The organism is Streptomyces sp. NPDC059785 (assembly GCF_042732375.1).
In the GTDB taxonomy this organism is placed as follows: domain Bacteria; phylum Actinomycetota; class Actinomycetes; order Streptomycetales; family Streptomycetaceae; genus Streptomyces.
Map to the genome: position 1 here is coordinate 1 of NZ_JBHWHV010000089.1, position 15,351 is coordinate 15,351.

General features: G+C 73.8%; 14 protein-coding genes. 7 read left to right on the forward strand and 7 right to left on the reverse strand.

Annotated elements, in window-relative coordinates:
* Positions 1–51: 51 nt before the first annotated feature.
* The 3 genes from ACFV6E_RS39670 to ACFV6E_RS39680 form a co-directional block, all read right to left on the reverse strand.
* Entirely contained in the window at positions 52–1,719 is a 1,668-nt protein-coding gene (locus ACFV6E_RS39670; RefSeq protein ID WP_385171658.1) for a catalase, read from the reverse strand.
* A 121-nt stretch (positions 1,720–1,840) separates the two neighbouring features.
* Positions 1,841–3,088 (reverse strand): cytochrome P450, encoded by a 1,248-nt coding sequence (locus tag ACFV6E_RS39675; protein ID WP_385468431.1) that lies wholly within the window; start codon positions 3,086–3,088, stop codon positions 1,841–1,843.
* A 192-nt stretch (positions 3,089–3,280) separates the two neighbouring features.
* Positions 3,281–3,676 (reverse strand): SsgA family sporulation/cell division regulator, encoded by a 396-nt coding sequence (locus ACFV6E_RS39680; protein ID WP_385171653.1) that lies wholly within the window; start codon positions 3,674–3,676, stop codon positions 3,281–3,283.
* Positions 3,677–3,968: 292 nt separating this feature from the next.
* Between ACFV6E_RS39680 and ACFV6E_RS39685 the strand changes: the two genes are divergently transcribed.
* Positions 3,969–4,400: a hypothetical protein gene (locus ACFV6E_RS39685; protein WP_385171650.1), complete on the forward strand. Its 432-nt coding sequence runs from the start codon at positions 3,969–3,971 to the stop codon at positions 4,398–4,400.
* Positions 4,401–4,553: 153 nt separating this feature from the next.
* On the opposite strand, the gene ACFV6E_RS39690 is transcribed toward ACFV6E_RS39685, so the two are convergent.
* The 4 genes from ACFV6E_RS39690 to ACFV6E_RS39705 all read right to left on the reverse strand — a co-directional run bounded on the left by ACFV6E_RS39690 (position 4,554) and on the right by ACFV6E_RS39705 (position 5,883).
* Complete coding sequence (locus tag ACFV6E_RS39690; protein WP_385468434.1) at positions 4,554–5,012, reverse strand: ATP-binding protein; 459 nt, start codon at positions 5,010–5,012, stop codon at positions 4,554–4,556.
* Positions 5,013–5,122: 110 nt separating this feature from the next.
* Positions 5,123–5,383, reverse strand: coding sequence for a WhiB family transcriptional regulator (locus tag ACFV6E_RS39695; RefSeq protein WP_385171645.1), 261 nt, complete (start codon positions 5,381–5,383; stop codon positions 5,123–5,125).
* 59 nt (positions 5,384–5,442) lie between these two features.
* Positions 5,443–5,715: a DUF4190 domain-containing protein gene (locus tag ACFV6E_RS39700; protein WP_385171643.1), complete on the reverse strand. Its 273-nt coding sequence runs from the start codon at positions 5,713–5,715 to the stop codon at positions 5,443–5,445.
* A gap of 3 nt (positions 5,716–5,718) precedes the next feature.
* Positions 5,719–5,883 carry a hypothetical protein gene (locus ACFV6E_RS39705; RefSeq protein WP_385171641.1) on the reverse strand — a complete coding sequence of 55 codons (165 nt, stop codon included), beginning with the start codon at positions 5,881–5,883 and terminating at the stop codon, positions 5,719–5,721.
* Between the two features lie 247 nt (positions 5,884–6,130).
* Here ACFV6E_RS39705 and ACFV6E_RS39710 point away from each other — a divergent pair, with 247 nt between their 5' ends.
* The 6 genes from ACFV6E_RS39710 (at position 6,131) to ACFV6E_RS39735 (ending at position 15,245) form a co-directional block, all read left to right on the forward strand.
* On the forward strand, positions 6,131–7,411 hold the full coding sequence (locus ACFV6E_RS39710; RefSeq protein WP_385468437.1) for an acetyl-CoA carboxylase biotin carboxylase subunit family protein: 1,281 nt from the start codon (positions 6,131–6,133) through the stop codon (positions 7,409–7,411).
* Between the two features lie 48 nt (positions 7,412–7,459).
* Entirely contained in the window at positions 7,460–9,496 is a 2,037-nt protein-coding gene (locus tag ACFV6E_RS39715; protein WP_385468440.1) for a CocE/NonD family hydrolase, read from the forward strand.
* A gap of 118 nt (positions 9,497–9,614) precedes the next feature.
* On the forward strand, positions 9,615–9,782 hold the full coding sequence (locus tag ACFV6E_RS39720; RefSeq protein ID WP_385171634.1) for a hypothetical protein: 168 nt from the start codon (positions 9,615–9,617) through the stop codon (positions 9,780–9,782).
* A 3-nt stretch (positions 9,783–9,785) separates the two neighbouring features.
* Positions 9,786–10,205 carry a DUF3662 domain-containing protein gene (locus ACFV6E_RS39725; RefSeq protein WP_385468443.1) on the forward strand — a complete coding sequence of 140 codons (420 nt, stop codon included), beginning with the start codon at positions 9,786–9,788 and terminating at the stop codon, positions 10,203–10,205.
* Between the two features lie 96 nt (positions 10,206–10,301).
* Complete coding sequence (locus ACFV6E_RS39730) at positions 10,302–10,811, forward strand: hypothetical protein (protein WP_385468446.1); 510 nt, start codon at positions 10,302–10,304, stop codon at positions 10,809–10,811.
* A gap of 51 nt (positions 10,812–10,862) precedes the next feature.
* On the forward strand, positions 10,863–15,245 hold the full coding sequence (locus ACFV6E_RS39735) for an HAD-IC family P-type ATPase (protein ID WP_385468449.1): 4,383 nt from the start codon (positions 10,863–10,865) through the stop codon (positions 15,243–15,245).
* The last annotated feature ends 106 nt before the right edge of the window (positions 15,246–15,351 follow it).

The following is a 15,351-nucleotide window of genomic DNA, read 5'->3' on the forward strand; positions in this document are numbered from 1 at the left end:
GCTGGATCGCGATCCAGCCGCTCAACGCCGTGGACCTACGGCGGCTGATGGTCAGGCGCCGTCGCGGGTCACCGTGTGCCGGGTGTCGGGGACGCAGTGGGTCATGGTGAGTCCGGTGACGTCCCGGGGCGGGTTGTCGCCGAGGTCGGCCAGGCGCCGGCGGTCCTCGTCGGTGAGGGTCTGGCCGCGCAGCGGCTCCAGGTGGGAGACGTCCTGCGGGCCGATGCCGAGTCCGTCGCCCACCCTGCGGCCGAGGTCGTTCTCCACCAGCAGGAAGTGCCAGACCATCCGCTCCTGCACCGGCCGGTCGCACTGGGAGAGCAGATTGACGAAATTGCTGACCAGCTCGTCCCGCTCCCAGTCCTCCATCAGCAGATAACGCTGACCGGCCTGGAGGTAGTCGTTGGTGCGCGGGATCCGCTTGCGGGTGAGCCGGCCCCGGATCTCGGGCCCCTGCTCGTCGTGCGTGGGGTACTGGCCCTCGCGCAGTCCGCCGCGGATCGACGGCTCGTAGTTGACGGTCGGATCGGCGCCGCTGTCGTCGACCTGATAGGTCATCAGGCCGTCCCGCTGGTTGGTGTGCACCTCGGCGTTCTTCGCCTGGTTGACCGGGAGCTGGAGGTAGTTCGGACCGACCCGGTAGCGCTGGGTGTCGCTGTAGGAGAAGGTGCGGCCGACCAGCATCTTGTCGTCGGAGAAGTCCAGGCCGTCGACCAGGACGCCGGTGCCGAAGGAGATCTGCTCGTTCTCCGCGAAGAAGTCGGCGGGCATCCGGTCCAGCACCATCCGCCCCACCGGCTTCGGCGGGAAGTCCTGCTCGGGCCAGGTCTTGGTGTCGTCCAGCGGGTCGAAGTCCAGCTCGGGGTGGTCGTGGTCCTCCATCACCTGGACCAGCAGCTCCCACTCGGGGAAGTCACCGCGGGCGACCGCCTCGTACAGGTCCTTCGTGGCGTGGCCCGTGCTGTTCGCCTGGACGTTGGCGGCGTCCTCCTCGGTCATGCTGCGCACGCCCTGCTTGGGCATCCAGTGGTACTTGACGAGCAGGGTGTCGCCGTCCGCGTTCACCCATTTGTACGTGTTGACGCCGAAGCCCTGCTGGTGGCGGTAGTCGGCCGGGATGCCGCGCGGGCTGAAGAGGTTGACGAGCATGTGCATCGCCTCGGGGGTCTGCGACATGAAGTCGAAGATCCGGCGCGGCTGCTGCTCGAAGGTGACGGGGTCCGGCTTCAGCGCGTGGATGACGTCGGGGAACTTGATGGCGTCCCGGATGAAGAAGACCCCCAGGTTGTTGCCGACGAGGTCCCAGTTGCCGTCCTCGGTGTAGAACTTCACCGCGAAACCGCGCGGATCCCGGTTGGCCTCGGAGGAGTCACGGCCGCCGATCACCGTGGAGAACCGCACCGCCAGGTCCGTCCGCTTGCCCCGCTCGGCGAACAGCTTCGCCCGTGTGAACCGTGCGATGGGCTCCTCACCGAAGGCCCCGTACGCCTCGAAATAGCCGTACGCGGTGACGCCGCGGGCGTGCACGACGCGCTCCGGGATGCGCTCGCGGTCGAAGTGGCTGATCTTCTCGAGGAACTGGTAGTTCTCCAGCGTCGCGGGCCCGCGGGCGCCCACGGTGCGCTGGTTCTGGTTGTCGTAGACCGGGTGGCCCTGCCGGTTGGTGAGCACCTTCCGGCGGTCGTCCGGGGCTGGACCGGTGCTGGATACGTCCGTCACGCTCGTCGACTCCTTCGACCTGTTTGTGGCGTTCCCTCCCGATCTACCACGATTCCGGGCGCGTGGATCACTCACGGCACCGGGACGGCCGTACGCGCCCCGCCGCCGCGGCCCGCGGCGCTCAGTCCAGGGGCCGTACGGAGGTGATGCGGAAGCCGTTGCGCGGCCGGGTCGGGATGCGCCGCAGCGGGATCGTCAGGTCCTGCACCGGGACGTCGTATCCCAGCCGCGCCAGCCGGACGGTCAGGGCTTCGAGCAGTGCGATGGTGACCGCCTCGCCCGGGCACCGGTGGCCGTCCGACGGATCGCCGCCGCCCTGCGGGATCAGCTCGTCGCGGTCCACGGGCCGGGCCAGGAACCGCTCGGGACGAAAGGCGTACGGGTCGCCCCACAGCTCCGCGTCGTGGTTCTGCCCGTACGCGTCGAGCAGGACGAGCGCGCCGGCCGGGATGCGTTCGCCCCGCCAGGACAGCTCGGCGGCTGCCCGGCCGCCGGCGAACGGGGCGAAGGGGTAGAAGCGGCGCACCTCGTGGACGAAGGCGGCGCTGTAGGCGGCGTCGTCCGCCTGGAGCCGCTCCCGGGTCCCGGGCCAGCGGTGCAGGGCGTGCGCCGCGAAGGTGACGAACCAGGAGACCGCGACGGTCGGCCGGATGATGTTGAGCAGTTCCACGGCCGCCGTGTGCGCGTCCAGCCGGCTGCCGTCGGCGTCCCGGTGCGCGGCCACGACGGCCACCGCCGAACCCTCCGGAACCGTGATCACCCCCGACCGCACGTCCGCCACCAGCGCGGCGAGCCAGGTCTCGCACCGGCCGCGGGCCGCGCGGGCCCGCCAGTGCCGCACGCCCGGGGTGGCGAAGCCGTCGACCATCGCCACCAGGTCCTGGGACGTGGCGCCGAGCAGTGCGGAGGACACCGGGATCCCGGCCCACCGGCAGACCCCGGCGGTGAGCACCTTCGCGACCTCGTCGAAGAGCACGACCGCGGGCCGCTCGCGCCAGCCCGCCACCGCCTCGTCCCAGGCGGCGGTGGTCTCCTCGACCAGATCGGCGACGCGGGCGGGCGGCACCAGCAGGCCCAGGAACATGGCCTTGCGGACCCGGTGCGCCTCGCCGTCCAGCGTGTGCACCGCGCCCTCGCCGAACAGCGTCGCGCGGACCGGCTCGGGCAGCGCGCCGTGCCGGTGCACGTGCCGCTCGTCGTAGAAGAACCGCACGGCGTCCGGGCCGCGCAGGGCCACGGCGGTACGGCCGAGCAGCCGGGCGCGGACGACCGGACCCGCCGCACGGCGCATCCGGTCCGGCAGCCAGGAATAACCCCTGAACAGCAGGGCAGCCGTCTGATCGGCCGGAGGGGCGGGGAAGGAGCGCATGCGCGCCGGGTGCCCGGGCCGGCGCCGCGGAAACTGGATCACCGCCGGACGGGTGGACGCGGCGCCACGCCGGCGGGAGGGCACGGCGCTGCTGCCCCCGGCCGCGCCACGAGACCCCCGGCCGGTGGACGGGGCGCCCGGACCGGCCTCCCCGCACCCGTTCGACACCCGGCTCAGCCCCCGGTGACCGGCTCAGCCCCCGGCGATGACCTCGGCGAGGAACCCGTCGAGGCACACCTCCTCGTGCCCTGGCCTGACCGCCTCGTACGTCTCGTCGAGGAACGACGCCACCGCGGGACTCCAGGCCACGATCACCGCGGTGTGCCGGTGGCCGTCGGGCTCCGGCTCGCCGAAGAACTGCATGCGCACCTCCTCCCACGTCCCGTCGGACTGGGGGCGCATGTGCACGTCCCCCTCGCCGACGGGCCGTTCCATCCCGTCGGCGAGCATCTGGCGGTCCAGTCGCCACCGGGCGAGGACCCGGCCCTCGTGGCTGAACTCCAAGGTCACGGCGAAAGGGTCGCCGGCGTCGTACGTCATGTGGGTCACGACCGGGAAACGGCCCGCGACGTCCATTTCCAGCTGCATGACGAGCGTTCTGTGCACGAACGGAATCAAGGAGGTCCTCCGGAGGGAACGGGCGTGAGACCCCCTAGTACCCCACCTGTGCGCATGATGCTCACGCAAATGGGGGATTCACACGGAAGTGGGGCCGCGGCCGGTTCCCGGCCGCGCGGACACCGGCGCGGCGGGCGATCGGAGCGGCATTTCCGCCGCCGGGCCGCCGTCCCGGGAGGCTCCCGCGCGGCGGCGGGAGCGAAGTCCCACGATTCTGGACGCAGATGCGATCACGTCGCCCACATTGGGGAAGTCGAGTCCCATGACCGAATCAGAGCTTCCGCCGGAAGGCCGGCCCGTGGACCTGTACCTCGACCTGCTGCGAGTCCGGATGGCGCCGGCGGACTACGCGGTGCTGCTGCGCATGGTCGAACCAGTGCTGGAGGCGATCCAGGAGCAGCGCGCGGGTCCGATCGAACTGAGCCTGGACGACACGGAGAGCGAGAGCGTGTCGCAGGAGGTCCGGGACGAGGCGTCGCTCGTCGTCGCGGTCGCCGTCACGGGCCGCCTGGACAACCAGATCGTCGAGATCGAGACCGAGGAGGCCGGACCCGTCCGGGTCGTCACCGACTCGGGTACGGCGGCCGACCCCGTCAAGTGCCGGGAGATCGCCGACTTCATCGGCGAGCGGCACCGCCAGGACGAGGAACTGCGCGGCATCGCGGAGGTGAGCGGTCTGCCCACGGATGTCTGACCGGCGGGCGGCACCGCCCGCGCCGGGACGCACGAGAGCGCCGCGGTAGCTGGGAGTCCGGGACGAGGGACCGTCCGGACTCCCAGCTACCGCGGCGCGTCGGCTTCCGCAGGGCCGCTGTCGGGCCGCGGTCCGGTCGTCCGGTCCGGGCTCTCACCACGGCAGGAAGACGTGCACGTCCTTGCCGTCGGGACCCGCGACCGCGCCGACCTCGTCGCTCAGCGCCCGGATCAGGTGCCAGCCGACTCCGCCGCCGCCCCCGCTCGGCCGGAAGGAGCGGGGCGCGGGCAGGGTCGTACTCGTGTCGTGCAGCAGTACGTGAACGCCGTCGCCGTCGAAGGTGCGGCGCAGCTCCAGACGGAAGGGGCCGGGCGCGTACTGGACCGCGTTGGCGGCCAGTTCCGTCACCACCAGCAGGACGTCGTCCCAGCGCTCCGCCGCGGAGGGCGGCGACACCAGCGCGAGCGCGCGCAGATAGGTCTCCGCCGCCAGGCGCGCGCCGGTGACGTCGCCCAGCCGCCCCGCGTACGTGCTGATGTGGCTTACGGTCTCTGAGGTCTCTCCGGTCTCCTCGGGGGCCAGGTCGGGGTCCCACTGCGGCTCGGTTGCCATCTCGCCTTCCCGGTTCTCGCGGACGGGACGACGCGCTCCGCTCCGGGCCGCGCTCCGGCGGCCGGGCCCAGGGCCGGCGCGTTCCCCGTCATGGTCGTGGTCGGCACCGCCTAGGCCGCCGGACCGTCCCGGCGGCGACTGGGCATCCGCCGTTTCAGCGACCGCCGTTCACCTTCACTGGTACCGCCCCACACCCCGATGGTCTGCCCGGTGTCGAGCGCCCACCGCAGGCACTCCTCCCGGACCCGGCAGCGCCGGCAGACGGCCTTCGCCTCCTCGATCTGCAGCAGCGCCGGACCTGTTGTGCCGACGGGGAAGAACAGGTCGGGATCGGTGTCGCGGCATCGCGCGTACTCCCGCCAGTTCTCCATGACAACCTCCTTGGATCGCTTGTGTCGGTCGGTGCGCGGGACCTCCGCCGTACTCGGGGTCAGCCGAGGATGCTCCAGGACATGGTTCCGTCCGCCGCCATCAGGACGGCCAGGAGCACGATGTCGGCCACGCCGAGGACCAGTCCGAGCTGGGCACGGAAGCGGCGGGGGGTGTCCCGGCGCAGTGCGAGGAGCGCCAGGACGATGGCTATCGGCCCCAGGACGAAGTTCAGTACGAGCAGTCCCACGAGGCCCAGGACGAAGGAGGCGACCGCCATCCCCTCGGTGTCCCGCCGTCCGGTCTCACGCCGTGGGGGTGCTGTCAGCCGCATGGGTCACACCTTTCCGGGACGGCCGCGCCGCCGCCGCTCGCGCACGGTGAACACCGCCAGCCAGCAGGCGATGGCCAGGGCCGCGACCACCGTCACGGGCCACGGGATGTATGCGGCCGAGCCGACCACGACGGCCAGCAGGAGCAGGGCCAGGACAAGGAAGAGCACGTCTACCTCCGTTCGCGTGTGGACCCGGGTGCCGGTACCGACCGTCTCATCAGGAACATGCGCTTACGGGTTTCCCGGGACCGGGGGGTCACACCTGCCTCCGTGGCGGTGCCCCCGGCCGGGGGAGTGGCGGGCGAGCCGCGAGTGATGCCCAACTCACGGCGCGTACCGGTGTGATTGGCGGAGCGACTGGCGGGTACCCCGCCGACCTCCCCACGTGACCTTGACCCCGAGCGGAAGGTGACCCGTGTCCGACGAGACAGCGAAGAACGTCTTCGTCCTCGGCCTCGACGAGGCCAACCTGCCCACGCTGCAAGCCGTACCGGGGGCGAAACACCTGAACTTCCGTCCGCTGCTGACGATCGGCGAACTCCAGGGCGGCGAGGTGTCCGTACCCCGTCTGCTCGACCGGGCGCAGAGCGAGCTGGACGCTTTTGAAGGCCGCATCGACGCTGTCGTCGGGTACTGGGATTTTCCGGTCAGCACCCTCGTGCCGATCCTCGGCGAGCGCTACGGCACCCGCCACACCAGCCTGGAATCGGTCGTGAAGTGCGAGCACAAGTACTGGAGCAGGCTGGAACAGCGGAAGGTCACCGACCGGCACCCGCGGTTCGGGCGCGTCGACCTGGACGCCGGGGACCCCCGGCCGCCCGAGGGCGTCCGGTTCCCGATGTGGCTCAAACCCGCCCTGTCCTATTCCTCGGAACTGGCCTTCGGAGTCAAGGACATGGACGAGTTCCGGGCCGCCGTCGCCGAGATACGCGAGGGCATAGCGAGGGTCGGCCGTCCCTTCGAGGACATCCTCGACCGCGTCGGACTGCCCCCGGAGATGGAAGGCGTCGGCGCCCAGGTCTGCCTCGCCGAGGAAGCCATGACGGGCATCCAGGTGGCCGTCGAGGGCTACGTCCACGAGGGCGAGGTGACCGTCTACGGCGTCCTCGACTCCATCAACTACCCGGACACCTCGTCCTTCCTGCGCCACCAGTACCCCTCGGCGCTGCCCCCGGAGGTGCTCCGCCGGCTCCACGACGTCACCGGACGCGTCATGCGGCAGATCGGCTTCGACGGGGCCACCTTCAGCGTCGAGTACTTCTACGACCCGGCGACGCGGGAGATCGGCCTGCTGGAGATCAACCCCCGGCACTCGCAGTCGCACGCCGAGCTGTTCCAGTTCGTCGACGGCGTCCCCAACCACCACTGCATGCTCGCCCTCGCCCTCGGCGAGGACCCGCGCATGCCGGCCGGGGAGGGCTCCCACGCCGTGGCGGCCAAGTGGTACCACCGCTGGTTCACCGACGGCACGGTGAGCCGGGTGCCCTCGGCCGAGGACGTCGCCCGCATCGAACGGGAGACGGCCGGACTGCGCGTGGACGTGGTGCCCCGGCAGGGCCAGCGCCTGTCCGAACTGCCCCAGCAGGACAGCTACAGCTACGAACTGGCCCACGTCTTCACCGGCGGGAGCAGCGAGGACGACCTGCGGGCCAAGTTCGACCACTGCGTGGCCGGACTCGGCCTCGCCTTCGACTGAGAGCGGACCGACACAGAGCGGACCGACAGAAAGGAGCGCGGACGCCGTATGCGTTACGTGAGCAACCTGCCGTACACCATCAAAGAGGAAGAGCACATCTGGATCCCCATGTCCGACGGGGTCCGGCTGTCGGCCCGTGCCTGGCGCCCCACCTCGTCGGACGGCGAGCCGGTCCCCGCGGTCCTGGAGTGCATCCCGTACCGCAAGCGCGATCTGACCTCCGTGCGCGACTCCGTCCACCACCCCTACATCGCCGGGCACGGCTACGCCTGCGTCCGCGTCGACCTGCGCGGCACCGGCGAGTCGGAGGGCGTGCTCGAGGACGAGTACCTGGAGCGGGAGCAGGCCGACGCCGAGGAGATCCTCGCCTGGCTCGCCGAGCAGCCCTGGTGCGACGGCGCCACCGGCATGATGGGCATCTCCTGGGGCGCCTTCGCCGCCCTCCAGGTCGCGGCCCGGCGTCCGCCGAGCCTGCGCGCCGTCGTCATCGCCTCGTTCACCGATGACCGGCACGCCGACGACATGCACTACATGGGCGGCGCCATGCTCTCCGACAACCTCGCCGAGGCGGGCACCATGTTCGCCTACGCCACCTGCCCGCCGGACCCCGCCGTGGTCGGCGACCGCTGGCGCGCCATGTGGCACGAACGCCTCGAGAACGCCGGGCCCTGGGTGCTGCCGTGGCTGCGCCACCAGCGCCGCGACGACTACTGGCGGCACGCCTCGGTCGCCGAGAACTACGCGGACGTGCGCTGCCCGGTGCTGGCCTCCAGCGGCTGGGCGGACGGCTACTCCAACGCCGTGACCCGGCTGCTCGGCAACCTCGACGTGCCCCGCAAGGGTCTGATCGGGCCGTGGTCGCACAAGTTCCCGCACCTCGGCGAGCCGGGACCCGCCATCGGCTACCTCCAGGAAGTGGTCCGCTGGTGGGACCACTGGCTCAAGGGCGCCGACAACGGCGTCATGGACGGCCCCATGCTCCGCACCTGGATGCAGGACAGCGTGCCTCCGTCCACGTCGTACGAGGAGCGGCCGGGTCGCTGGGTCGCCGAACCGACGTGGCCGTCCCCGCACATCACCTCCGTCACCCACCCCCTGAGCAGGCACCGGATCAACCCCCCTGACACCACCGTCCCGTCCGAGGGCGAGGGCGGGACGATGACGGTGCGCTCGCCGCTGTCCGTCGGCCAGTTCGCGGGCAAGTGGGCGTCCTACAACGCGCCCCCGGACCTGCCCTACGACCAGCGCGAGGAGGACGGCGGCTCGCTCGTCTTCGAGACCGAACCGCTCGCCGAGCGCCTGGAGATCCTCGGCTCGCCGACCGTGGAACTGGAGCTCTCGGCGGACGAACCGATCGCCATGGTGGCCGCCCGCCTCTCCGACGTCGGCCCCGACGGCGCGGCCACCCGGGTCACCTACGGCCTGCTCAACCTGACCCGGCGGGACGACACCGAACAGCCCGAACCGCTCGAACCCGGCCGCCGCTACCGTGCGACGGTCCAGCTCAACGGCGTGGCCCAGGCGTTCCCGCCCGGCCACCGCCTCCGCCTGTCGCTGTCCACCTCCTACTGGCCGCTCGCCTGGCCGCCCCCGCGCCCCGCACTGCTCAGCGTGTACGAGGGCGGCAGCGCGCTCACCCTGCCGGTCCGCCCGGCGGACGCGCTCGACGAGGTGCCGGCGGCCCCCTTCGAGGAACCGGAGGGCACCCCGCCGCTGCCCACCACCCGCCTGGAACCGCCGGAGGGCCGCTGGGAGGTCAGGCGCGACCTGGTCGACTACCGGGCGGAACTGGAGATCGTGAAGGACCAGGGCCTGATCCGCTACGACGAGATCGGGCTCGACGTCGGGCGCCGGGCCTACGAGCGGTACGCGGCCGTCGCCGACGACTTCACCTCCGCCACCGGCGAGTCCACCTGGACCATGCGCTTCCGGCGCGACGACTGGGACGTACGCGTCGAGACGCACACCCGGCTCGCCTGCGACGAGAACGCCTTCTTCGTGGACGCCACCCTGGACGGCTACGAGGGCGACCGCAGGGTCTTCTCCCGCACCTGGAACGAGACGGTGCCGCGCGATCTGCTCTGACCGCCGGCACCCCGCGCCCGGCACCGGGCAGCCGGCAGGAGTCGATGCCCGCAGGCCGGGAACCCGCGAGTGAAGAAGCGACAAAGCGACACAGTGAACGAGCGAGGAGCAGCCCCCCATGACCGTCCCCGAAGAGAACCGCCGCAAGACCGACACCACCGAGCCGCTGCTGGAGAACCGCGAGGAGCAGCTCCATGCCCGCGGCGGTACGGGCCGCACCCTGCGCGAGGCGCTGGAGGAGGCCCGGGTCCGTCCGGACGACTTCGAGGAGAACGAGGGGCGGTAGGGCGTGAGCACACTGACCGGTCTGGAGCGGGCGCTGGAGCGCTGGGGAACGTCACTGCTCGCGCACGTCCGCCAGAAGGACCCCGTGGAACTCCTCGACGCGCTGCGCCGCGAGTGCGACGACAACGCGGTCGTGTGCAGTCAGGACCGTATCGTCGTTCCGAACGCCTACGACGTCGAGCTCGCCGAGCACGCCCACGACGAGCTCGAACGCCGCGGAAACCGCATAGACCAGCTGCTCACCGACCGCCTCGCCCGGCACGGCGAACGCAAGGGCTACGAGTGGGCGGGACCGCTCGCGGTGCACGTGACCAGGTCGGCCCGGCTGCCCAACGGCCGCTACCGGGTCGCGAGCCGCGTGCTGCGGCATGTGCGCGCCGACGCGTTCCGGCCCGCCTCCGGGAGCCGGACGAGGCCCGCTTGAGCTGTTCGGCCTCGGCTCGGATGCGGGGACGGCGGTCGCGGCATACCGTGCGAAATCGGGGAAGCCGCCGGAAACGGGCGACCGATGGAGGCCGAGATGAGCGAGAACAAGTCCCCTGCGGCGGACGTGAAGGACGTGGAGCGGTCCTCCGGGAGTGGTCCTGTCGGCTTCCTGAGCCGGCTGCCCGGCGTGGGGATGGTGACCAGGGTGGCGGGCGGCGCCCTCGACACCATCGGGGCGGTCTCGCCGCGCGGCAGACGCATCGCCGTCTACACCGGGGCGGGCGTCCTCGGAGTCGCGGGACTGGTCGAGTGGCCGGTCGCCCTGACGGGCGCGGCGGTCGCGTGGCTCACCCGGCCCGCCCGCGAAAACGGCGACGGCCGTGACCGTCGAGACGGGCACGGCGCCGGGCGAACTCCTCGGAACAGCCCTCGGTACAGCCCGCGCAGCCTCGCCGCCGGGGACGGGCCCGCCCGCGGCACGGAGCCGCAGTGGAGCGTGAACCCGCACCCCGGCTACGTCCCGAACTGGAACAGCTCGCTGACCGGTGACGGCCCGCCCGTCCCGGCCGCGGCCGACGACCCCGAGCAGCCGCCGCACGCCTGACCCGGGCACGTGGTGCCGGGCCGGCCGGGGCGGATCCCGGTCGCGGAGTTGGTGGGTGCCGCCGCGGGGGCCGCGGCCGGCGCTGCCCGGGACGCCGTACGCACCGCGGTGGCGGTACGGGACACGGCGCTGCGGGTGCGGCACGTCGCCGCCGGAGTCGTGCGCGGCGGTCCGCACTGGCGGGCCGGGCGGCGGCTGCACCTCGCGCTGCACGCGCCGGGTGAGCGCGGGGCACCGGCTGAGCGCGGGGCGATGGGTGAGCGCGGGGCGACGGGTGAGCGCGGGGCGACGGGTGAGCGCGGCGCGCCGGGCACGGCCACCGCCGCCGCGGCCCGCACCCTCGCCGAGCTTCTCCTGACCCACCCCGACATCCTGGACGCCTACTGGGACGACGGCCTCACCCGCCTCGTCATCACCACCATCGAAACCGCCGCGACCGCCGAGCTGGAACGCCACGCGGTCGCGCTCGCCGCGGAGCACGGCCTGGTGCCGTCCGGCGACGAGCCCGACGCACAGGACGAGCGGGCGCACCCCGCCGACCCGGCCCGTGTCCGGCACGCCCTCGGGGGGCTGGTGTGTGACGTGGCCGGTGTCGTGGGGGCCGGTGCGGCCCGGGCGTTGCGGGTGCCGGCCTCGCCGCGGGTCGTCACCGCGGGAGTGACGCTGCTGCGGGAGAACCCGCGCTTCCGGCACCTGCTGCGCGACAGGTTCGGCGGCGACGGCGCGGACCTCGTCCTCGCCGCGGCGAACGCGGCCGCCCACGGTGCCGGGCAGTCACCGGCCTCGCTCGTGCTCGACGGCGTGCTCCGCGCGGGGCAGCTCACCGAGGCGGTGGCGCGGGCCGTCCTGTTCGAGCGCGCCCACGACGACCTGACGGGCCCCGGGCGGTCCGCCCCGCGCCGGACACCCGGCGTCCGGCCGCCGCGGCACGTCACGCCCGCCCAGGAGTACGCGGCCCACGCCGCGGCCGGCAGCCTCGCGGGCGCCGCCGCGACCCTGCTCGTCAAACACGACACGGCGGAGGCCGCGGAGGCCGTCCTCGCCGGGTCCCCGAAGGCAGCCCGCTACGGTCCCGCCGCCTTCCAGGCCACGCTCGGCACCCTGCTGGCCCGGGCCGGCGTCCTCGTCCTCGACGGCGAACGGCTCAAGCAGCTCGAGATCGCCGACACCCTCGTACTGCACGCCGGTGCCCTGCACCGCGACGGGGACGAATCCGTCGATCCCCAAGTCGAGGCCGTCCTCGACGCCGCGCGCCGCGCCGGACTGCACGTCGTGGTCACGGACGACCCCGTGCTCGGCGACGTCGCCACCCTGGCCGACGAGGTCGCCCCCGCGCACCGCGCCTTCACGGACGTCGTACGCACCCTGCGCGGGGGCGAGCACGAGCACGTCGTCGTGACCGTCGCACGCGTACCGTCCGGCGCGCCCGGAGCCACCGCCTCCGAGGGCCGTGACGTACTCGGCGGGCTGCTCGGCGGTGACGTCGCCGTCGCCCTCGTGGACCCGGACTCCGCCGTCGTCTGGGGCGCCGACGTGCTGGTCCGGGACGGCCTCGCCGACGTGTGGCGGCTGCTCGCCGCGATCCCCGCGGCCCGGCGGGCCGGCTCCGCCTCCCAGGCACTGGCCCGCGCCGGAGCGGCGCTGTCCGGGCTCATGGTCGCGGACGGCAAGCGCCCGGCCGCCGGCCGGGGACGGCTGCCCGGCACCCGGCACTCGCCGGTGAACATCGCGGCCGGCGCGGCCCTGCTCACCGGCTGGCAGGCGGCCCTCAGGGCCGCCGGGAGCGGCCCGCCCCGCCCCCGCCCCCGCGTCTCCTGGCACGAACTCACCCCCGACCAGGTACGCGCCGGACTGCGCCGCTACGAGGAGCGCGCCGAACCTGACCTGCGGGTCCTGCTCACCGCCCGGGTCCGCGGCGCGGCGGCCGGCCTGGCCGGGCACCGCACGGCGGCGCCGGCCCGCTGGGCGGTCCGCGCGGCCGGCGCGGTCTGCCGGGAGCTGGACGACCCGCTCACCCCCGTCCTCGCCACCGGCGCCGCCGCCTCGGCGCTGCTCGGCTCGGTCGTCGACGCGCTGCTCGTCCTCGGCGCCATGGACCTCAACGCCACCGCGGGCGGCCTCCAGCGGCTGCGCGCCGAGCGGGCGCTCGCCGGTCTCGCGGCCGGGCAGAACGCCAAGGCCCGCGTGGCGGACGGGAGTTCGGGCGCGGTCACGGTCGACGCGGCCCGGCTGCGCCCCGGCGACGAGATCCGGCTCGGCGCGGGCGACGTCGTACCCGCCGATGCCCGGCTGCTCCGGACGGACGGTCTGGAGGTGGACGAGTCGGCGTTGACCGGGGAGTCCCTGCCGGTCGGCAAGGACGTGGCGGCCACGCCCGGCGTGCCGCTCGGGCAGCGCGGCTGCATGGTCTTCGAGGGCACCACCGTCGTCGCCGGACAGGCCACGGCCCTGGTGGTGAACACCGGCGACCGTACCGAGGCGGGGCGCGCCGTCACCCTCGCCGCGCGCACCCCGCCGCCCGCCGGGGTCCAGGCCAGGCTCCAGGAGCTCACCCGCAAGGCGCTGCCCGTGACCCTCGCCGGCGGCGCCGCCGTCACCGCTCTCGCACTGCTGCGCGGCAGCCCCGTACGCCGGGCCGTCAGCGGCGGCGTCGCGGTGGCCGTCGCCGCCGTGCCCGAGGGGCTGCCGCTGGTGGCCACCGTGGCCCAGATGGCCGCGGCGCGCCGGCTGTCCCGGCGGGGCGTCCTGGTGCGCAGCCCCCGCACCCTGGAAGCGCTCGGCCGGGTGGACACGGTCTGCTTCGACAAGACGGGGACGCTCACCGAGAACCGGCTGCGCCTGGTCAAGGTGGCCACGGCCGACGGCACCCTGCTGGCCCCGGACGACGCGGCCGCCGTGGACCTGCTGCGCCTCGCGGCACGGGCCTGCCCCCGGCCCCGAGGGGACGACGGGCGGCGCCCGGTGCACGCCACCGACGAGGCCGTCCTGGCCGCCGCCCCGCCCGACGGCGCCTGGACCGCGCGGGACGAGCTGCACTTCGAGGCCAGCCGCGGTTACGCCGCGGCCGTCGGCGACACCGGGGACGGCGACCGGCTGCTGGTGGTCAAGGGCGCCCCCGAGATCGTGCTGCCCGCCTGCCGGGACCTGCCCGAGCACGCCACCGGGACCGCGCACACCCTGGCCGGACAGGGGCTGCGGGTCCTCGCCCTCGCCCGGCGCCGCGCCGGGGACGAGGACCCGGAGTGCCCCGAGCACCTCGCGGACCTGGAGTTCGGCGGCCTGCTCGCGCTCGCCGACGTCCCGCGCGAGACGTCCCCCGCGCTCCTGGCGGGCCTGCGCCGGGCCGGAGTGGTCCCCGTCATGCTCACCGGCGACCATCCCGGGACCGCCCGCGCCATCGCCGTACAGCTCGGCTGGCCGGAGACGACCGTGGTGGTCACGGGCGACGAACTGCTCGGCACGGGACGCGCGGAGCGCACCCGCCTGCTGCGCGACGCCGGGGTGATCGCCCGGGTCGCGCCCGAGCAGAAGCTCCAGGTGATCGAGTCGCTGCAACAGGCGGGCCGGGTCGTGGCGATGACCGGCGACGGAGCCAACGACGCGGCCGCCATCCGGGCCGCCGACGTCGGCGTGGGCATCGCGGCCCGCGGCTCGGCGGCGGCCCGCAACGCCGCCGACATCGTCCTCACCCACGGCGACCTGGCGGTGCTCGTCGACGCCATCGCCGAGGGACGGGCGCTGTGGTGCAGCGTCGCCGACGCCGTCAGCATCCTCATCGGAGGGAACGCGGGCGAGGTCGGCTTCAGCGTCCTGGGCACCCTGCTGTCCGGCGCGTCACCGCTGTCGACCCGTCAGCTCCTGCTGGTCAATCTGCTCACCGACATGTTCCCGGCCATGGCGGTCGCGGTGACCCCGAGCGACGACCGGGCCACCGCGGCACACGCCGACACGGCACCCATGGGTACGCAGATGCTGGGTGTGCCGCTGCTGCGCGACATCCGGCGCCGGGGCGTGACCACCTGTCTGGGGGCCGTCACCGCGTACCTGATCGGCCGGTGCACGCCCGGCACCGCGCGGCGCGCCTCCACCATGGCCCTGTGCGGGGTGGTGGGCGCCCAGCTCGCGCAGACCCTGATGGGCCGTCGGCACAGCCCTCTGGTGTGGGCCACCGCGCTCGGCTCCGCGGCCGTCCTCGCCGCGCTGGTGCAGACCCCGGGAGTCAGCCACTTCTTCGGCTGCGTCCCGCTCGGCCCCTTCGCCTGGACGGGCGTCGCCCTCGCGATCACACTGTCCGCGCTCGCGCCCCGCCTCGAACGCCTCGGCCCGGTCCGCCGGGCCTACGACGCCGTCACCCGGGCGGCCCTGCGCGCCGGCGACTCGGCACGCGCGGGCCTGGCCACCCTGGACCGCGGGATCGCGCGCCCGGTGGCCTGAACGGCCCTGACCAGCCACATCCGTGTCCAAACCCCGCCGGGCGCAACACCGCCCGGATGTATGAAGACCAGGAAATCTCGTTGACCAGCACGTGGCGGGGCGGCCG